Raw genomic sequence first — 18,357 nt, 5'->3', positions numbered from 1 at the left:
AAGGAATGCATAAAAGCGTACGTTACGATATACGCAACGTACGCTTCTCATAAGACAAAAAAGTCCTATATATCCGCACGGGTTGCGTAATAATATGAATGTTTTCCGCCGTTTAATACAGCTAAGCCCATTACATTTACGATTACAATCATTACGCACACCCCCTTCATTTATTTTCCATTTATAATCTTACAACTTTATTGAGTATTCTGTCAATTATTTTTTTCGTTATAGATTAAAATAATTTTTTATCACAAAAAATGAAGAATGGTTCATAACACGATAAATAAGTTTGAAATGAGGGAATATTCTGCAAGAAAGGGCATACAAAATAAAAAAAGAATAAGAAATCGTTTTCACAAACATTTCATTTGAAAAATGTTATCAAACCCCCTACAATCACCTTATACTCACTCTTACAAGTTGCTATTTTAGGAGGACTAATCATGACAACTAGCAATACGTACAAATTTTATTTAAACGGAGAATGGAGAGAAAGCTCTTCAGGTCAAACAATTGAAATTCCATCTCCATACTTACACGAAGTAATTGGTCAAGTACAAGCAATTACTCGCGGAGAAGTAGATGAAGCAATTGCATCTGCAAAAGAAGCTCAAAAATCATGGGCTGAAGCTTCTCTACAAGATCGCGCAAAATATTTATATAAATGGGCTGATGAGCTCGTAAATATGCAAGATGAAATTGCCGATATCATTATGAAAGAAGTCGGTAAAGGATATAAAGATGCGAAAAAAGAAGTTGTTCGTACAGCTGACTTCATTCGTTACACGATTGAAGAAGCTCTTCATATGCACGGAGAAAGCATGATGGGCGATAGCTTCCCTGGCGGAACGAAATCTAAACTTGCGATCATTCAACGCGCACCACTTGGTGTTGTGTTAGCAATCGCACCATTTAACTACCCAGTAAACTTATCTGCTGCAAAACTTGCACCAGCATTAATGATGGGTAACGCTGTTATCTTTAAACCAGCAACTCAAGGTGCAATTAGCGGTGTTAAAATGGTTGAAGCACTTCATAAAGCTGGACTTCCAAAAGGTCTTGTAAACGTAGCTACTGGACGCGGTTCTGTAATTGGTGACTACTTAGTAGAACACGAAGGCATCAATATGGTATCGTTCACAGGTGGTACAAACACAGGTAAGCACTTAGCGAAAAAAGCTGCAATGATTCCACTTGTATTAGAACTTGGTGGTAAAGACCCTGGTATCGTTCGTGAAGATGCTGACTTACAAGATGCTGCAAATCATATCGTAAGCGGTGCATTCTCTTACTCTGGTCAACGTTGTACAGCTATTAAACGTGTACTTGTACACGAAAACGTAGCGGACGAGCTTGTTAGCTTATTAAAAGAACAAGTAGCTACATTATCAGTTGGATCTCCAGAACAAGACAGCACAATCGTTCCATTAATCGACGATAAATCTGCTGACTTCGTTCAAGGTTTAGTTGATGACGCTGTAGAAAAAGGTGCAACAATCGTTATCGGTAACAAACGTGAGCGTAACTTAATTTATCCAACATTAATCGACCACGTAACAGAAGAAATGAAAGTTGCTTGGGAAGAGCCATTCGGCCCAATCCTTCCAATCATCCGTGTTTCTTCTGATGAACAAGCAATTGAAATTGCTAACAAATCAGAGTTCGGTCTGCAAGCAAGTGTCTTCACAAAAGACATTAACAAAGCATTTGCAATTGCTAACAAAATCGAAACTGGTTCTGTTCAAATTAACGGACGCACAGAGCGCGGCCCTGACCACTTCCCATTCATCGGTGTAAAAGGTTCAGGTATGGGCGCACAAGGTATTCGTAAGAGCCTTGAGTCTATGACACGTGAAAAAGTAACTGTATTAAACTTCGTTTAATCTTATATGTGGAAGCTGATCTAATGTTTAGATCAGCTTCTTTTTATTTCAAAACCTTATTCATTCTCAATAACAAACTCTTCTCTATAATCTGATTATTAATATATCCATTGACGTATAAAAATACATTTGTTACTCTTAAACATGTTAATTTAATACATAAATCCTCATTCGTATCTCGGTGAGGTAGAGGTTGCAGTCATTAAGAGTATCATTTCAGGAGATGTAGTGGCATTGATGAAGAAATGAGAAAGGAATGATTGCCGAAGTAAATCGTGTCCACCATGCACGCTTGCTGGGTCTGCATTTAATAAGTGCAGAACTGTCACAAACGTTTCGTTTGTGGAGAGCTATCGAGAGGTATGTCGTGGGTTTCTTATAAGATAGAAAGCATGTAGCGGCAAATTACGTGCTTTTTTTGTTTTGTTTGGACCTTCTCTTCCTTATCAGGAAGACATACATATCTCCTCGCTTGACTTGGTTATACTAACTTTGGAGGTATTTTCTATGCAACAAAAAAAATGGGGCTTTTGGGTACTAACAGCTTTCGTTGTTGGTAACATGGTTGGCGCTGGTATTTTCATGGTGCCAAGTACGTTAGCACAAACCGCAAGCCCACTCGGTGTCACTTTAGCTTGGCTCACAACAGGGTTTGGTGTTTTAATGCTAGCTCTTGTTTTCGGTAATTTAGCAATTCGTCGTCCTGATTTAACAACGGGACCACAAAGTCATGCATATGCTTTATTCTCATCACCAAAAAAGAAAAAAATGGCTGGTTTCAGCATGGTGTGGGGATATTGGGTTGCAAACTGGGCAAGTAACGTTGCGATCATTACATCTTTCGCGGGATATTTATCACTCTTCTTCCCGATTATGAAAGATACGCGACTATTATTTTCAATCGGCTCGTTCGATATAGAAGTCGGAAAGCTCATTACATTTACTATTTGTTCCGTCTTACTTTGGGGAACTCATTTAATATTAACAAACGGTGTAAGCGGAGCTGGGAAACTAAACTTCTTAGCAACAACAACGAAAGTAACTGGATTCCTTTTATTCATCGTCGTTACTTTATTTGCATTCGAAGCTTCAAAGTTTGGACAATGGTACACACCAATGATCGATAAAGAAGGCGTATCACACGGTCTCCTTTCACAAGTAAATTTAGCGGCTCTTACAACGCTTTGGGCATTTATTGGGATTGAATCAGCGGTTCTTTTATCCAACCGAGCTACTTCTCCCAAAACGGTAAAACGCGCGACTGTTGCTGGTTTATTAATAACAGTTGCAATTTATTTAGGAATTACAATTTTAACAATGGGTGTACTTCACGTTGATAAATTACAAGCTTCTGAACGTCCATTAGCAGACGCATTAAACGCTGCAATGGGTCACGGCGGCGGGAAACTTATGGCATTACTTGCTCTTACTTCCCTATTCGGTTCAATATTAGGCTGGATTTTATTAAGCTCAGAAGTACCTTATCAAGCAGCAAAAGAAGGTTTCTTCCCTTCCTTCTTCGCAAAAACAAATAAAAAAGGAAGTCCAATTCATTCACTACGATTAACAAACATTATGTCGCAAGTGTTCTTATTCTCAACACTATCTGGAACCATTGCGGAAGCTTATACATTCGTTATTACAGTATCAACTTTAGCCTACCTCATTCCATATCTCGTTTCACCAATCTTCCAGTTAAAACTGGTCGCAACTGGTGAAACTTATAAAAATGAGTTACGGGCAAGAATTATAGATGGTGTGGTCGCAGTCATTGCAATTTGCTATGCGTTATGGGTTATTAAAACAGGCGCGTCCGATATAAAAACATTCCTTCTCGGAATTGGTTTATTCGTAATCGGCTTTGCCTTCTATCCATTAATGAATCGTGATCAGAAAAAAAATAACGAAAAGAAAAACGAGCAAGTTGCGTAACGCAATTTGCTCGTTTTTTCTTTTATAAAACATATATAATAGAATAAAGAGGTGAAAAACATGTCAATCGAATCATTATGGAGCAATCGCTTCCAACAACATATTCAAAATATCATTACATACTTTGCACGTATGATTAACGGTTTACTATATAGCTTTATCTTTATTTCATGCGTTGGTGCATACTATTATGCTCAGTTTCTAAAAACATCTCCTTCTAAAGGAATATCTTTAATACTCATAACGGTCGTACTTACATTTATTATAACGAGATGCCCAATCCGTACATTTATTCAACAACCTGATGCTGTCTATTTACTTGCATTAGAAGAGAAATTAACATCTTATTTCAAAAAATCTCTTCTATATAATTACATCATTCAGCTTTTCCCGCTAATATTTACGTTCCTTATTCTCGTACCGCTTTCACTGCAATCATTACAATTGACCGTACCTTTCTTATGTACAATCTTTATCGTTTTAATGATTTTAAAAGGCTGGAACATATACATACATTGGATATGGCGTGATAGTTATGAAAAAAGCATATGGCTTATCATTCGTATTACTTGTAACGTACTTATCATTTACATGCTGTTTTATACAGCAAATGTGATCGTATTAGGCGGAGTACTCTTACTTCTTGCTTTCCTACTTCTATATACGAAAAAACAACCCACAAAACGAATACCGTGGGAATACATAATCGAGCAAGAAGAAAAAATAGACATACGCTTTTATCAATTCGCTAGCATCTTCACCGATGTTCCGCAGTTAAAAAAACAAGTAAACAAAAGAAAATGGCTTACCAATTGGATTGAACCTTTATTACATAAAAAACGAGCAACTTTCTTCTATTTACATACACTAGCGTTTTTACGTGGAAATGATTATTTCGGTATATATATTCGCTTGGGGTTGATCGGTGCTTTCGCCTTATATTTTATACCAAACATATACGTAAAAGGCGCTATCGCTTATATCGTCCTATATATGATTTCTATGCAACTTCGTTCTCTGTGGAAATATTTTTCAGGAAATATTATCGTAGCATTATATCCAATTGATACTGAAAAACGAATGAATCAATTTCTTCGCTTAATCTTTATATTGCTAAGCATTCAACTCATTGTATTTTCAAGTGTTATACTCATTGCCACAGGACAATTACTACATGCTTTGATTATTATGGTAATCGGTGTACTTTGGATAAGGTTTATTATTGTACCAAAAACGAAGAAACGCATTTCTTCATTTTAACCAAAAAGAGGCTGCACATAACAGCCTCTTTTCTCGTCCTAAAATTTCTAATCACTTTTCGTAGGCATTTCTCATATAGTGAAAATGACTATACAATTCCTATCCATACGTTAAATAATGATTTCGCACATATAAAGTGAAACTTTAATCAGTGGGGGTTTTACCCATTCCCCACTGATTATTAGCCCACACCAATCGGGCAATTATCTCCCACCTAACTTCCTCGCATTCGCCGAATTTTGAGGTGGGAGTCTTACTGCCCGCAAATAGCGGGGTAAATAAAAAAGATAGGAGCTCTATTATGAACAACAATCCGCCTTCAACGCCCCAAAACAACTCAGAAGAAAATAGCCGTGACATTAAATTGCAAACATTACGGGTCATCGGACTCATCGTCCTCATTAGTGGTTATATCCTCGTCGCTCTCTCAGAAGTAGGTGAGCTGAAAAACTTATTAACAAATCCAAATGCCAATCCTGATTTAGCTGAAGTTGATCCATTTTAAAAATGATATAAAAAGCGATCCTCAGTATAACTGGTTCGCTTTTTATATAGTTTACCCAATCTGAGAAACATTCCTTTCATCCTGATACTTCTCTTTCTCTATCGCCTTCATAAATAATAAAATACTGCTCATACCAACAATAAAGTACAGAGCACTCATGCCCCAAGATGCAATTAATGAACCTAACATAACTCCTAATGCCCCATTCATTTTTGCAAATTGAAAGACCATTCCGTTAATCGCCATATAAGAACCTCTTGCCTCATCCGGCACCATATCCGCCATAATAGATTGACGAACTGGCACATACATTATCTCTCCTACCGTTTGAAAAAGCCCAGCAATTAATAAAATCCATAAGCTATTGCTCGTTCCGAGTATTGTAAATCCAATTGTATAAATGAATAACCCTACATATAAGATTTTTAAATCGTTGAAGCTTTTCAGCATTTTAATAAGAAGCGCTGAACATAAAACAATTAAAATTGTATTCTCTGCTGAAATCCAGCTCAGCATTCGAATCCCCGTTAAATCAAACGTAAAACCATTACCAAAGAAAAAGTGCACCGTTTCAAATTCCTTCTGCAAACGTATTCCTAAATAATTATTAATTTGAAATTCTAACGATAATGTACATATACTCGCTGCACAAAAAATTAAAAACGCCCGGTCTTTCATAACAACTTTATAACTATCCGCCATATCTCTTAATACATTTTTCTTCTCTTCTGTTTTCCGAGCCACATACACTTCTTCCATATATACAGCCATCACATATAAAGTAATGATCGCAACAACCGTTAATACGATAAACAATTGTAATCTATAGTTTTCAAAAAGTAGCCCACCAAATATCGCTCCAATTGCAATGGATAAGTTAATAGCCCAGTAGTTAATGCTGTACATGATTTTTCGATTTTCAGGTGTACTCACATCTATTAACATCGCCTCGGTCGCTGGATTCATAAGCCCAGATCCTAAGCTGTTCACTAGCATAAATACAAATGTTAGCCACGGTGAATCTACATAATCTGAGTTCGCAATTCCCATACAAGCAATAGAAACAACTTGTATACTTTGACCGATAATCATTACTTTTTTACGCCCAAGTCGATCGCCAATATACCCGCCGTATAAACCAATTATTAATGAAGCTATTACATTAATTAATAGTAAAGCACCCGCAATCGCACTACCTAACTTTATTGAAAAATAAATCGCCATAAATGGAAAAATCATCGTGGACACAGTACGTGTTAAAAACGAAGTTATAATTCTAATTTTTATATTTCGATGCATACTCCAAAACCCCATCGTTTCCCCCTCCTTATGCTTATTCATTTTACTTTGAAAAAAAGGAAGAAAAAGGTTAGAATATTCTAAAGAGTTTCCCCTTTTATAAAGAAGGAAGTGTACACGTATGAAGATTATGGACTATTACATTAGACTGAGATTACATGCACAAGACCAACAACATATACGAAATAGCTTACAAGAATTAGCGGATGTTTTATATTGCAGTACGAAAAACGTGAAGATTTTATTAAAGAAAATGAGTGAGGAACAATTCATTAAGTGGACACCAGGGCGTGGTCGCGGAAATAAAACAGAAATTCTATTTATACATAGTTTAGTAGAAGCGATTGAATTCTATACAGATGAACTGTTAATCCAAGAAAAATTAAAAGATGTCTTTCTTCTTTTAAAAGAGCCCCTTCCTCTTGCACTTCAAAAAAAGATAGAAAATAAACTCCATCATCATTTTGGCTATGAACCTTCAAATGATATGTACGATATATTAAAAATCCCCATATCACGAAAAGTAATGCCGCTAGATCCGGCTTTTGCGGCTGTCACAACAGAGAGCCATCTTACTAGTCAAATTTTTGATACATTAGTCGTTTATAACGATGTTACCGAAAAAATGGAACCACACATTGCTCATACGTGGGAATTAAGTGAAGACCAGCTTACATGGACGTTCTATTTACGAAAAGATATACATTTTCATAATGAAACGGTTTTAACTTCTACAGATGTGCAATTTTCATTTGAAAGATTAAAGCAAATTCAATCTCCTTTCGAATGGTTAACAGAAGAAATTGTTCAAATTGAAACACCGTCACCACTACAAATACGATTCCATTTAGCAAAACCGAATTTATTTTTCTTACATTATGTAAGTTCCATGCAACTCGCAATTTTACCGCATGATGCGAGTATCCAAAATTATCATTACATAGGTACTGGGCCTTTCAAACTTACTCATTACTCTGAAGATAATATCGTGCTTGAAGCTTTTACCCATTATTTTAAAGAACGTGCGTTACTAGACCGCATTGAGTTTTGGCGTATTCCAGATCATGTGCAAATTGATGCTGATTATGAACTACCAAATGAAAAGGAAAACGAAAGACACAATATACAAATAGAAGAAATAGGTTGTATTTACGCTAGCTTCAACTTTACAAAACCTGGTCCACATCACGATATTTACTTTCGTAAAGCTTGGAGAGAAATATATGACGTTGAAACGATCCTCCGTGATTTAGAAGGAAATCGAACAATCACAGCATCAAGCTTCTTTCCTGAAAGAAGCCGCCAAGCTCCTAATAGGTCCTACTCTTTAGAAAAAGCGAAAGAGTATTTGAAAAAGAGCACCTATAATGGCGAAACGATACATATTTACTTCTTCGCATTTAAAGATAGTGCAAACGACGCAAACTTCCTAAAAGAATGTTGTGATAGTTTAGGTATACAAGTAGAACTCCATCCATTTCTCGTTTCAGATTATATGGATCGTTCTATCGATAAACACGCTGATATTATTTTCATGGGAGAAGTTTTTGCTACCGAGCATGAAATTGCATTTTTAAATGTATTTAAAAATAAAAGTTGTTTTATAAGTCGATTCATGGATCCGCACTATGAAAAACAAATTAATTGCTTACTAGATACATTCCTATTAGAAGAAAGTAAAGAAAAGCGCTATGAACTCATGTATGAGATTGAAGAGTTTTTACAAACTGAATACATTATTTTATTTAACTATCACGTTTTAAAAAGAAAAACATATCCTTCTGCTTTAAAAAACGTAACAATTGATTCATTCGGTTGGGCGAATTTTGCGAAGTTATGGATACAGCCATCCCTGCGTTAAAATGCAAAGTTTTTTATAAAAGGAGAAGAACCATGAAAAGCAACCTAGAAAAAAGGCTTTCCTATCTATATACAGGTGAATTATTTTCAGTCATTACTTTTATTTTTACAAGTTACTTACTTAATTATGCTTATCCTACACTATATCTATATTCCCTATACTCTTTTTGGGTCTCGTTTCTTCTTTTAGAGTTTCTCTTACTACAAGGAACTGCTTACTGGTACGTAAAGTGGAAAAGATTAAAAAAAGAAAAAACATCTGTTACACCTATTTGGATTATTCAATATTTAAAAATACTAAAAAAGTTTAATATAGGATTGATTATCACAGGACTTATTATGTTTATTATCGATTTTTTAATTTGGTATCCCCAATTACCTTTGGGCGGGCTATCATTCGCCCTATTCGTTTATGTTTTTGCATTATTTGAGTATATTAACTATTATCATATTCAGCTTTCATATGATAACACCTCTGATATTAAATATTTGATAAAATCAAAAAAACTAAAACAGTCCTGTATGAGTAAAGATTTTCAACGTATTTCATAAAGTGAAACTATGATCAGTGGGGGTTTACGGGTAGCCCGACTCCCACCTAGCCTCTTTGCTCCAGCCGAATTTTGAGGTGGGAGTTTTACTGCACGGCAAATAGCGGGATAAAATATTAGATTCCGCTTATGAAGACTTTAAGCCAATAAAAACGAAGCGATTTTCACGAATGCAAAAGAAGGTACTACACTCTTAGTAGTACCTTCTTTTATATTTTTAAAGATGAACCTTCTTGCGCACAAGGATGCAAACTATTATTTAATTACTTCATCCAAATGATTTTTCAAGTTTAATAAGTATTGCTCTATATTAGGATTCTTCACCACATCATAACAAGCAAAACTCTTTAACAGACTCATACCGAGAAACTTCTGCACACGGTGTAAATGACTAAGCGTTGATTCTAAACTTGCTCCTTCAAAAAACTTCGTCTTATCTCCAAATGCTTTTTCAGGTGCATTCCAAGTTGTAGAAAACATATACCGCTTCTCTTTTAGTAAACCACCTGTTCCGTATTCATTCGCACCTTCAAAAAACAAGCCGTATTCATATACTTCATCCATATATGTTTTAAATAATCCCGGTACACTAAACCAGTAAATTGGTGTTTGATAAACCACAACATCGGCCCATAAAAACTTCTCTTGTTCTTCTTTAATACTATATCCATCTTGAATCGTTGTTGTTTTCACATGATGATTCTCGCTTAATACCGTTACCATATAATCAACTAACGTTTTATTTAATCGTCCTTCTTTCGTACCGTATTTCTCATGTCCATTTATAATAAAAATATTTTTCATCGCTTTTCTCTCCCCTATTTGATCTACTCTTCAGCTATTAAGCCCAGTTGCTGCTTCAGCGTAAGATTATCTTCTAAATGCCAATCTTCCGTTATCTTTCCGTCTTTCACATGCAAAATATCAATTGCAAAAAAATTGATTTTCTTATCATTATGCGTTCCTGTAAAAGAAAGACGAGCTGTTACTTTATCTCCAACAACTAATAAATCTTCAATCTCACAATGTATATCAGGAACGACTTTACGAAAATTTTGCGCCGCAAATTTTAAGCCTTCAGTACCTTGTGGACGGCCTTTTGGCAATGTATTATCGGTAAAATTTTCAGTAACAGTCTGCGGAATAAGTTCCTCTTTACCTGTATCCCAAAATGTGTAAAAACGCTGAACTGCATGGACGATTTCTGTCGCTTCCTTTTTACTTAATGAAGGATCAATTGTCATTGCTTTTGGCTTCGGCATTTCCTTTAATAACTGAATTTCAGTTTTTTGCTCACCACTACATGCTACAAGCACAATACAAATGACAAAAAAACTAAGGAACGCAAACAACTTTTTTATACCCATGGAAATCACCTCCTCCTCATACAAACCCTTTGTATTTCGTATTGCTATTGTATATGCACTAACTTCCTTTATGGAAGTAGTGATATTTTTTTCATATAGTTACCAAAAGGATAGTTTTGTGATACTATAAAGCAAATTCATTCAATTTTTTTTTATGGAGGCTAGTTCCATGAACAATATAGATCCGGTTGTATTAACGAAAGGCTTACCTGGAATCCCATGTCCTATCGCTAAAACGCTTGACGTAATTAGTACAAAATGGACATTTTTAATTATTCGTGACCTTCTTATCGAAGGGACATTACGGTTTAGTGATTTACAAAAATCAATGGATGGGATTAGTCCGAAAACATTGTCACTTCGCCTAAAAGAATTAGAAGCACAAGGGATTATAACGAGAAAAGTATATCCAGAAGTTCCGCCTCGTGTAGAATACACATTAACGGATAAAGGAAAGCAATTAGAGGGGATATTTATTGAATTAAAGCGGTTTGGATTAAGTTTGTAAAACAAAAACCCCTTACAACGGTAAGGGGCTTTATTACTTCGCGAAACTTTGAGCTAGCTGTTTCTCTCTCCACATAAATGTAATGCCGAGACCAACGATTAAAACAACACCTGAAAATGCATATGGATAATTAATGTTTATATCAAATAATATTCCGCCCATCGCTGGTCCTGCGATATTTCCTAAACTCGTATACGTTGAGTTCATACCAGCAACGAATCCTTGCTCTTTTCCAGCTGCTTTTGATAAAAATGTCGTTAAAGCTGGACGAAGTAAATCAAATGCTAAGAAAATAAAACAAGTAACGAGAAGTACAATCCAATAATTAAAGACTACAGTTGAGACGAATGCTAATACTGCACCTACAATTAAACATATTTGAATTAATACTTTCTCACCGAACATATCAACCAATTTGCCAAACATAAATACTTGCACAACTACCCCAAAGATTGAGCTAATTGTAATAATGGCAGCAATATCTTTCGGTGTGAAACCAAATTTATGATCAGAGAACAGGCTAAAAACAGTTTCATATGCTGATAATCCAAATGCGAGTACAAATACAATAATAAATGCGATTGCATACATTGGATTTAATGATTTCTTTAAATCCCCGATAAAACTTGATTCTTTCGTATTAGCGGAAATCTCTGCAAGTTCTTCTTTCGTTAACGGCTCTTTCAAAATAAATATAGAAATCACGCATGCGACAAAAGCAATCACTGCTGCCACAAAGAAAGGCACACGTATTCCGTATTCTGCAATAAACCCGCCGATTCCAGGCCCTATAATAAATCCAGTGCTAATAGCCGCTGAAAGATATCCCATCGCCTTTGGACGTTCCCCCATAGAGGTAATATCAGCAACATATGCCGTAACACCCGGCATAATAAACGCAGCACTAATTCCGCCTAACACCCTCGCTGCATAAAGCATCCACACATCTTTTCCTAATCCAAAAAGCAGCTCTGAAACACCAAAAATAAATAATCCAATGATTATCATTTTCTTCCTACCATAAAGATCGACCCAACGACCCGTAATAGGTGAAGTAATAAGCTGAGCCATTGCAAATACTGCAACGAGATAGCCCATCGTCTTTCCTGTTAAATTCATATCATTCATAAAGGATGGCATAACCGGAATGATTAATCCAATCCCTAAAAAAGCGATAAATATATTACTCAAAAGAATGATCAATACCATCTTTTGTTCTTTTATCGGTTTCTTCACTTTTTAACACCTCTTCCCGTAAGTTCCTCTCAAAAATAATGCCCAAGAAGCTTTTTCTTTATCCTGCTATTTGTGGGCTAATAATGAGTGGAGATGCCCCCACTCATTAAAGTTTCACTTTATCCTTCCACACATACATAAACACACGGTGAATGACTATCATTCAGTTTTTCGCAGAAATGAACCTACCTTTTCAGACAGGTTCATCTTACTATTTCTTTATATGTAGTGCATGTGTTAAAAAATCTAATACTTCTGCCTTTTGTAGCTCGACTTGCTCATCATCTTTATGATCGTATAAATAAACTTGTTCCGCTGCTGATTCAACAAGAGCGATAAATAACTTGGCTGTTCGCTCTGCGTGAACCGAATCACGAATTTCACCAGCTTCTTTTGCCTCGCTTAAAAATTCGCTTAGCCACATATAAAGAGGCTCATACACAGCTTCCCATTCTTTTATATGTTCAGTAGATGCAAGGCCCGCATACATTAATGCCTGTATTTCACGATATTCAGCTATAAAGTTAAATACTGCATCTATTACTTGCTCAACTTTACTTGAAAAAGCTGCATCGTTCTGTACTTTTTCTTTCACTGCAAGTATCATCTTCTCAACCATCACTTCTGCTATTGCAGGCATAACAGATAACTTAGAAGGAAAATATAAATAGAAAGTTCCTTGTGCAATGCCAGCCAATTTCACGATATCAGAAATCTTCGTTTTTTCAACGCCCTTTTCCTGAAACACTTCAATAGCTGCATAGACAATTTTTTCTTTTTTATTCATCATCTAAACCCTTTCACACGCGTATTGAATGACTGTCACTCATTTTATAAAATAACTAGCTGTACTGTCAATCATAGTGCACTTTTCATAATAAAAATCCCCCAACAAATCGTTAGGAGATTTAACTTTAATATCCTTTTCTTATGAAAGGGCCTTTAATCCCGTAACTCCACATACGATAAGAGCTACGCTAATCAAACGCGCCTTACTTTTCGATTCACCAAACAGAAACATATTTAATAAAACTGCGCCTGCTGTTCCAATGCCAATCCAAACCGCATAAGCCACACTTACTTGTAAGAACAAGAAAGAAGTGTATAAGAATGCGAAGGAAGTTGCAAATCCACCTATATAAATCGCTCCATTTGCTAGCGTCTTATCTTTACTATACATTTTAAGGCCTATCACACCGACTATTTCACTAATTGCAGCAAAAAATACGAAAATCCAACCCATTTTTAAGCAGCTCCTTTCACAATTTCTTCCGCGGTTTCTTCTTTATTATCAGCCAGTTTTAAACCGATAACACCCGCCACGACCATCACGATAAAGAATAGTTTTCCTACACTGAAACTGCCGCCGAAAAGGAATACATCCATTAAGAAAGTACCTACCGTACCAGCTCCGGCAAACACAGCATATACAGTCCCTGTTGCAAGATGTTCGCACGCTTTAGAAAGAAAATGAAAATCAACAGCAATAACTCCTACAATAATGACCCAATGCCACCAAGTATGAGCTGTATTAAAACCGAACACCCAAAATATTTCAAAGATACATGTTAGTATCACATATAACCAAGCTTTATTTTTCATATCTCTCACCTTCTATTATTTACTGACTGACCGTCAGTCATTTTTAATTTAAAAAATATAATCTCACTCTAACTACTATTTAAAAAACCAATATCATCCTCATTTATCCTTATATTTGTTCCGTTATTAAGCTAACTACATATAAAAGTTGCTTATCTACACCCTTTCACAGAAAAAATGACTGAATGTCATTCATAAACATTCTACATGACCAATTGATAAAGTGTCAACACCCGGATTCTATTAACCAAAAAATATTTTAAATTTCTCAAATCCACATGTATATTTCTTAATAATCTGTCAATAATGGTAGTAACAAAATATTTTCTCCATTCCCCCTTGGAGATCCCTTTGAATTGAGCAGTTGCTTTTAGCTAACTGCTCTTTTTTAATTTATCGGCACATTATAATAAAATACTCATAGATAAATTCCAAAACAAAGACCTGTACTCCCTTTTCAACATGCAACAAAGAACGAAATATTTTGTACGCTATTTACTTTCCAACGAGTCTTTGTATGCAATAATTTTATTTTCGAGCATCTTCTCTGTAATTTCTAAGTTTTCTCTTTGAGTTCGAATAGATTTTTTATGATCTTCTAAAAGTTGTAAACGAGCTTCCGTTGTATGCTCTCCTTCTGTATATAATCTAGCGTATTCTCTTATTTTTGCTATCGGCATTTGTGTTTGTTTTAACTTCATTACAAACTGCAACCACTTTATATGTGACTCTTCATACAATCTATTCCCATTTGCATCGCGATTTGCAATTAATATATTCTCCTTTTCATAATAACGTAATGTATGTGTGCTCACTCCTAATAATTTAGCTACCTCGCTAATTGTGTACATACTAAAAACCCCCTCCGCATACCATTTACCCTCATATATTTTGCGCTCTTATCAAATTTATCCCGCTATTTGCCGAGCAGTAAAACTCCCACCTCAAAATTCGACTGGAGCAAAGAAGCAAGGTGGGAGTCGGGCTGCCCGTAAACGCCCGATTGGTGAAGGCTAATAATCAGTGGGGGATGAATCCCCCACTGATTAAAGTTTCACTTTATAAAAAACATTTGACTTAGAGTATACTCTAACAAATACAATTTAACCATAATAAAATAATTTGAATTTAGGAGGCTTTTATATGAAATATACTGTTATTACTGGTGCTAGTTCTGGAATTGGCTATGAATCAGCTTTAGTCTTTGCATCTCGCGGAAAAAATTTAATACTTGTAGCTCGAAGACAAGAAGAATTAAACGGATTAAAATTAAAAATTAATGAAATGCATCCGGAGTTGGATGTTGTCATTCGAAAAACTGATTTATCCGTCACGGAAAATGTTTATAAACTTTATGAAAGTCTACAAAGTTTCCAGATTGAAACGTGGATTAACAACGCAGGTTTTGGTAATTTCGCCTCAATTGCTGAACAAAATTTAAACAAAATAGAAACGATGTTGCATGTAAATATAGAAGCACTAACAATACTATCTTCTCTTTTCGTTCGAGATTATTCAATGATTGATGGAACACAGCTTATTAACGTTTCATCGGGCGGTGGATATACCATTGTCGCTAATGCTGTTACGTATTGCGCTACGAAATTCTATGTAAGTGCATTTACAGAAGGATTATCTCACGAACTGAAAGAACAAGGTGCAAAATTACAAGCAAAAGTTTTAGCTCCTGGTGCAACTGAAACAGAGTTCGCGAAACGCTCATTTGATATTGATGAATTCCAATACGATAATGTTGTACCAAAATTCCACACTGCAAAACAAATGGCACAATTTATGCTCGACCTTTATGATAGCGATAAAGTTGTAGGGCTTGTCGATGGTTCTACTTATAACTATGAGCTTAAAAATCCCATTTTTAATTTTGCAGTAAGAAAAACAAATTCAAATTCTTAACAACATCTCATTTCTGACTAAAATATAGATGCTCACTATTTCTTAAATAATAGTGGGCTTTTTTTCTCTCTCTAAAAATTTCACCCAACATACCTAATCATCGCCACTTCATCACAATAATCAAACTTTGGGCAATGTCTGCAATCAATCCACACTTTCTCTGGCAACGCTTCTTTATTCACAAAATCAAACCCGCACTTTTGAAAGAATTCCGTTTCATATGTTAATACAACCACCTCTTCTCCCCATCGATTACTTTTTCTGAATTTTACAAAAACAAAAAACCAAGCAATCTAATCGATGCTTGGTTCCTCATTTCGTATCGGCAATACCGTCGAATATTTAATTTCACGCAGTGCTAAACTCGTTTGTATCCGTGTAATACCGAGCTTATTTAACTTTCTAATAAACTGCTCAAGCTCTTTCCGATCACGATTCGCCACTTTTAATAAATAATCATACTCTCCTGTTAAACAGTGACATTCTAGCACTTCCGGCATAGATTCTAATTCTCTTTCTAGCACTTCAAGCTTTTCAGACTGATGAATATTTGTGCTCATAAAAATGAAGCATAATAGATCAAATCCAAGCTTTTCTTGATTTAAGATCGCCACTTGCTTATCAATGAAACCTTCCCCATCTAACCTTTTTATTCTTGCATGCATAGCAGCCGGTGATAGATTAACGCGGCGTGCAAGTTCCGCATTGCTTACTTGCGACTCCTTTTGTAATATATCTAAAATTTGTATATCCAAATCATCTAGCACCTTAATAACAGATGACTCCATCAAAATCCCCCCTTTTTTCTTACCGACGATTATTCGAAGAAACATCTCATAACTTATATAAAACTGAATGTTTTTCTGCAAATAAGATTTCTAACAAAACATTTTATTGAGTTTTAACCATTATACAAAAGAATATATTAGATAATAAAGAAAAATGCTAAAATTATTTACAGTTCATTCTTATTTCAATAAAGGGGTTTTTAGCATGCCTTATTTTTACGTCTTTTTATTATTATTAACGAGCTTATTATGGGGAGGAAATTTTGTCGTTGGGAAATCACTTGTCGATCATGCGTCTCCGATGACACTGACAAGTTTAAGATGGATGATTGCGATTGTTTGTTTATTACCACTCGTATGGTTTAAAGAGAAGAAAGTTATTCCACCGCGTGCTGCTATAATCCCATTAGTAATTATGGGAATTACAGGCGTCGCTCTTTTCAACATTTTTCAATTTTTAGCACTAGAAAAAACATCCGCAACGAATGTAGGTCTTATTTCTACATTGAACGCTATTTCGATTGCATTATTTTCTGTGCTATTTCTAAAAGAAAAAGTAAATACACTTCAAATTCTTTCTATGATTCTTTCATTTTTCGGGGTCATCCTCGTTCTTTTAAAAGGAAATTTCGCTCTTTTATTTTCACTACATTTTAATAGCGGAGATTTATGGATGATTGCAGCAGTTTTTATTTGGGGCATTTATTCTGTTTGCAGTAAATGGGCGACAAAAACAGTTACACCACTAATGGCGACATTATATTCTGGTATTTTCGGCGTTCTATTATTACTCCCATTTAACATAGGCAACTTCACTGTTTCCAATATTAATTCTTCCTTCATAACATCACTTTTATATACAGGACTCGTTTCAACGGTCCTTTGTATGGTATTTTGGAACATTGGTGTACAGAAATTAGGAGCTACTACATCGGGTATTTTTCTAAATTTCAATCCAATTTTCACAGCTATTTTAGCATTTATTTTCCTCGGAGAAGAACTAACATGGATTCAAATTTTCGGGACAATTATCGTCGTGACAGGATGTTATTTATTTTCTCATTTTAAAACCGTTGCTTCTCAGCCAACTAGAACTTTAGTGCGAAAGCATTCTTAATGAAAAAACATCGCCACCAGAGTGGCGATGCTTTTTATTTACCTTTCATTTCTTTCACATACTGTTTTTCTTCTTCTGGCGATAAACGTTCTGTTGCCTTTCCGGTATCACCACCTTGAATTTCCCACAAAAAGTTATGCTCCTCAACCGTTTGTGAAAAGTCTCCTTTCTCCCAACGCTCCAAAGTAGAAAGTAACTTTGATTTATGTTTAAAATTTGTACTGCTTTCTATTGCGTTCTTCGCACTACGAATTTCCTTATTTGTCATTTCAATAAATCCCCATTTTTCAGAGGATTTCACTTTTTGATGTACCATCCTATGCATTGTAGAAATAATTTCATCTTCACTAGCTTGTTGCTTCTCTTCCTTTGCTTTCTTCCCTTGTTGCCCCATTACATTTTGTGCTTTAAGACTCTTCTCCTCTTCTTCTATATAATTAAGAAGTTTAGTAACACCGAATACAGCTCCTATCGCAATTACAATCATTGTAATTGTCCCTATAATCCATTTTTTCATATTATGTACTCCCCA

At 35.4% G+C, this 18,357-nt stretch carries 19 protein-coding genes, 1 pseudogene and 1 riboswitch; of the genes and pseudogenes, 9 read left to right on the top strand and 11 right to left on the bottom strand.

What is annotated here, in order from left to right:
* Positions 1 to 446 precede the first annotated feature (446 nt).
* The 4 genes from gapN (at position 447) to ACFWDE_RS07975 (ending at position 5,583) form a co-directional block, all read left to right on the top strand.
* A complete protein-coding gene (gene gapN, locus ACFWDE_RS07990; protein ID WP_002150320.1) occupies positions 447 to 1,886 on the top strand; it encodes an NADP-dependent glyceraldehyde-3-phosphate dehydrogenase in 1,440 nt (479 codons plus the stop codon).
* Positions 1,887 to 2,065: 179 nt separating this feature from the next.
* Positions 2,066 to 2,247, top strand: a riboswitch (Lysine riboswitch).
* Positions 2,248 to 2,393: 146 nt separating this feature from the next.
* Positions 2,394 to 3,818 carry an amino acid permease gene (locus ACFWDE_RS07985; protein ID WP_377891342.1) on the top strand — a complete coding sequence of 475 codons (1,425 nt, stop codon included), beginning with the start codon at positions 2,394 to 2,396 and terminating at the stop codon, positions 3,816 to 3,818.
* A gap of 60 nt (positions 3,819 to 3,878) precedes the next feature.
* On the top strand, positions 3,879 to 5,078 hold the full coding sequence (locus ACFWDE_RS07980) for an ABC transporter permease (RefSeq protein ID WP_377891339.1): 1,200 nt from the start codon (positions 3,879 to 3,881) through the stop codon (positions 5,076 to 5,078).
* 301 nt (positions 5,079 to 5,379) lie between these two features.
* Complete coding sequence (locus tag ACFWDE_RS07975) at positions 5,380 to 5,583, top strand: hypothetical protein (RefSeq protein ID WP_219917263.1); 204 nt, start codon at positions 5,380 to 5,382, stop codon at positions 5,581 to 5,583.
* A 51-nt stretch (positions 5,584 to 5,634) separates the two neighbouring features.
* Here the strand turns inward: ACFWDE_RS07975 and ACFWDE_RS07970 are convergent, their stop codons facing one another.
* The gene (locus ACFWDE_RS07970) at positions 5,635 to 6,897 is read right to left on the bottom strand and encodes an MDR family MFS transporter (protein ID WP_377891336.1); all 1,263 of its coding nucleotides are present in this window, start codon (positions 6,895 to 6,897) and stop codon (positions 5,635 to 5,637) included.
* Positions 6,898 to 7,003: 106 nt separating this feature from the next.
* Between ACFWDE_RS07970 and ACFWDE_RS07965 the strand changes: the two genes are divergently transcribed.
* Entirely contained in the window at positions 7,004 to 8,743 is a 1,740-nt protein-coding gene (locus ACFWDE_RS07965) for an SgrR family transcriptional regulator (protein ID WP_377891334.1), read from the top strand.
* Positions 8,744 to 8,775: 32 nt separating this feature from the next.
* Positions 8,776 to 9,294 (top strand): general stress protein, encoded by a 519-nt coding sequence (locus ACFWDE_RS07960; RefSeq protein WP_219917260.1) that lies wholly within the window; start codon positions 8,776 to 8,778, stop codon positions 9,292 to 9,294.
* A gap of 254 nt (positions 9,295 to 9,548) precedes the next feature.
* Here the strand turns inward: ACFWDE_RS07960 and ACFWDE_RS07955 are convergent, their stop codons facing one another.
* Positions 9,549 to 10,097 (bottom strand): NAD(P)H-dependent oxidoreductase, encoded by a 549-nt coding sequence (locus ACFWDE_RS07955; RefSeq protein ID WP_219917259.1) that lies wholly within the window; start codon positions 10,095 to 10,097, stop codon positions 9,549 to 9,551.
* A gap of 23 nt (positions 10,098 to 10,120) precedes the next feature.
* Entirely contained in the window at positions 10,121 to 10,660 is a 540-nt protein-coding gene (locus ACFWDE_RS07950; RefSeq protein ID WP_264540151.1) for an ester cyclase, read from the bottom strand.
* Between the two features lie 169 nt (positions 10,661 to 10,829).
* Here ACFWDE_RS07950 and ACFWDE_RS07945 point away from each other — a divergent pair, with 169 nt between their 5' ends.
* Positions 10,830 to 11,168: a winged helix-turn-helix transcriptional regulator gene (locus ACFWDE_RS07945; RefSeq protein ID WP_001059473.1), complete on the top strand. Its 339-nt coding sequence runs from the start codon at positions 10,830 to 10,832 to the stop codon at positions 11,166 to 11,168.
* A gap of 33 nt (positions 11,169 to 11,201) precedes the next feature.
* Here ACFWDE_RS07945 and ACFWDE_RS07940 read toward each other — a convergent pair whose 3' ends face one another.
* From ACFWDE_RS07940 to ACFWDE_RS07920, 5 genes are all read right to left on the bottom strand, one after another.
* Positions 11,202 to 12,404, bottom strand: coding sequence for an MFS transporter (locus ACFWDE_RS07940; protein WP_377891329.1), 1,203 nt, complete (start codon positions 12,402 to 12,404; stop codon positions 11,202 to 11,204).
* 211 nt (positions 12,405 to 12,615) lie between these two features.
* Positions 12,616 to 13,194: a TetR/AcrR family transcriptional regulator gene (locus ACFWDE_RS07935; RefSeq protein WP_219917256.1), complete on the bottom strand. Its 579-nt coding sequence runs from the start codon at positions 13,192 to 13,194 to the stop codon at positions 12,616 to 12,618.
* A gap of 138 nt (positions 13,195 to 13,332) precedes the next feature.
* On the bottom strand, positions 13,333 to 13,647 hold the full coding sequence (locus ACFWDE_RS07930; protein WP_002150343.1) for a DMT family transporter: 315 nt from the start codon (positions 13,645 to 13,647) through the stop codon (positions 13,333 to 13,335).
* Positions 13,648 to 13,649: 2 nt separating this feature from the next.
* Positions 13,650 to 14,006 (bottom strand): DMT family transporter, encoded by a 357-nt coding sequence (locus tag ACFWDE_RS07925; RefSeq protein WP_000790622.1) that lies wholly within the window; start codon positions 14,004 to 14,006, stop codon positions 13,650 to 13,652.
* Between the two features lie 491 nt (positions 14,007 to 14,497).
* A complete protein-coding gene (locus ACFWDE_RS07920) occupies positions 14,498 to 14,857 on the bottom strand; it encodes a MerR family transcriptional regulator (protein ID WP_377891326.1) in 360 nt (119 codons plus the stop codon).
* Between the two features lie 292 nt (positions 14,858 to 15,149).
* Here ACFWDE_RS07920 and ACFWDE_RS07915 point away from each other — a divergent pair, with 292 nt between their 5' ends.
* Entirely contained in the window at positions 15,150 to 15,920 is a 771-nt protein-coding gene (locus ACFWDE_RS07915) for an SDR family NAD(P)-dependent oxidoreductase (RefSeq protein ID WP_377891323.1), read from the top strand.
* A gap of 80 nt (positions 15,921 to 16,000) precedes the next feature.
* Here ACFWDE_RS07915 and ACFWDE_RS07910 read toward each other — a convergent pair.
* Both ACFWDE_RS07910 and ACFWDE_RS07905 read right to left on the bottom strand, forming a co-directional pair.
* Positions 16,001 to 16,156, bottom strand: a pseudogene (locus ACFWDE_RS07910) (GNAT family N-acetyltransferase); the annotation flags it as partial.
* Between the two features lie 57 nt (positions 16,157 to 16,213).
* On the bottom strand, positions 16,214 to 16,708 hold the full coding sequence (locus ACFWDE_RS07905) for an Lrp/AsnC family transcriptional regulator (protein WP_128855706.1): 495 nt from the start codon (positions 16,706 to 16,708) through the stop codon (positions 16,214 to 16,216).
* 205 nt (positions 16,709 to 16,913) lie between these two features.
* On the opposite strand from ACFWDE_RS07905, the gene ACFWDE_RS07900 reads away from it, so the two are divergent.
* On the top strand, positions 16,914 to 17,825 hold the full coding sequence (locus ACFWDE_RS07900) for a DMT family transporter (protein WP_377891320.1): 912 nt from the start codon (positions 16,914 to 16,916) through the stop codon (positions 17,823 to 17,825).
* A gap of 34 nt (positions 17,826 to 17,859) precedes the next feature.
* Here the strand turns inward: ACFWDE_RS07900 and ACFWDE_RS07895 are convergent, their stop codons facing one another.
* The gene (locus ACFWDE_RS07895) at positions 17,860 to 18,342 is read right to left on the bottom strand and encodes a PRK06770 family protein (RefSeq protein ID WP_377891318.1); all 483 of its coding nucleotides are present in this window, start codon (positions 18,340 to 18,342) and stop codon (positions 17,860 to 17,862) included.
* Positions 18,343 to 18,357: the final 15 nt, after the last annotated feature.

This window comes from Bacillus sp. NPDC060175, from assembly GCF_042728695.1.
Taxonomy (GTDB): domain Bacteria; phylum Bacillota; class Bacilli; order Bacillales; family Bacillaceae_G; genus Bacillus_A.
The sequence above is the reverse complement of the archived record's forward strand: the minus strand, read 5'-3'. Positions and strand labels throughout refer to the sequence as shown.

Excerpts from the sequence above, each read along its gene's own strand:
- ACFWDE_RS07980 (WP_377891339.1), top strand. The coding sequence starts at position 3,879 with ATGTCAATCGAATCATTATGGAGCAATCGCTTCCAACAACATATTCAA.
- ACFWDE_RS07920 (WP_377891326.1), bottom strand. The coding sequence starts at position 14,857 with ATGTACACAATTAGCGAGGTAGCTAAATTATTAGGAGTGAGCACACAT.
- ACFWDE_RS07970 (WP_377891336.1), bottom strand. The coding sequence starts at position 6,897 with ATGGGGTTTTGGAGTATGCATCGAAATATAAAAATTAGAATTATAACT.
- ACFWDE_RS07975 (WP_219917263.1), top strand. The coding sequence starts at position 5,380 with ATGAACAACAATCCGCCTTCAACGCCCCAAAACAACTCAGAAGAAAAT.
- ACFWDE_RS07960 (WP_219917260.1), top strand. The coding sequence starts at position 8,776 with ATGAAAAGCAACCTAGAAAAAAGGCTTTCCTATCTATATACAGGTGAA.
- ACFWDE_RS07965 (WP_377891334.1), top strand. The coding sequence starts at position 7,004 with ATGAAGATTATGGACTATTACATTAGACTGAGATTACATGCACAAGAC.
- ACFWDE_RS07950 (WP_264540151.1), bottom strand. The coding sequence starts at position 10,660 with ATGGGTATAAAAAAGTTGTTTGCGTTCCTTAGTTTTTTTGTCATTTGT.
- ACFWDE_RS07895 (WP_377891318.1), bottom strand. The coding sequence starts at position 18,342 with ATGAAAAAATGGATTATAGGGACAATTACAATGATTGTAATTGCGATA.
- ACFWDE_RS07945 (WP_001059473.1), top strand. The coding sequence starts at position 10,830 with ATGAACAATATAGATCCGGTTGTATTAACGAAAGGCTTACCTGGAATC.
- ACFWDE_RS07935 (WP_219917256.1), bottom strand. The coding sequence starts at position 13,194 with ATGATGAATAAAAAAGAAAAAATTGTCTATGCAGCTATTGAAGTGTTT.
- ACFWDE_RS07925 (WP_000790622.1), bottom strand. The coding sequence starts at position 14,006 with ATGAAAAATAAAGCTTGGTTATATGTGATACTAACATGTATCTTTGAA.
- ACFWDE_RS07930 (WP_002150343.1), bottom strand. The coding sequence starts at position 13,647 with ATGGGTTGGATTTTCGTATTTTTTGCTGCAATTAGTGAAATAGTCGGT.
- gapN (WP_002150320.1), top strand. The coding sequence starts at position 447 with ATGACAACTAGCAATACGTACAAATTTTATTTAAACGGAGAATGGAGA.
- ACFWDE_RS07905 (WP_128855706.1), bottom strand. The coding sequence starts at position 16,708 with ATGGAGTCATCTGTTATTAAGGTGCTAGATGATTTGGATATACAAATT.
- ACFWDE_RS07915 (WP_377891323.1), top strand. The coding sequence starts at position 15,150 with ATGAAATATACTGTTATTACTGGTGCTAGTTCTGGAATTGGCTATGAA.
- ACFWDE_RS07985 (WP_377891342.1), top strand. The coding sequence starts at position 2,394 with ATGCAACAAAAAAAATGGGGCTTTTGGGTACTAACAGCTTTCGTTGTT.
- ACFWDE_RS07900 (WP_377891320.1), top strand. The coding sequence starts at position 16,914 with ATGCCTTATTTTTACGTCTTTTTATTATTATTAACGAGCTTATTATGG.
- ACFWDE_RS07955 (WP_219917259.1), bottom strand. The coding sequence starts at position 10,097 with ATGAAAAATATTTTTATTATAAATGGACATGAGAAATACGGTACGAAA.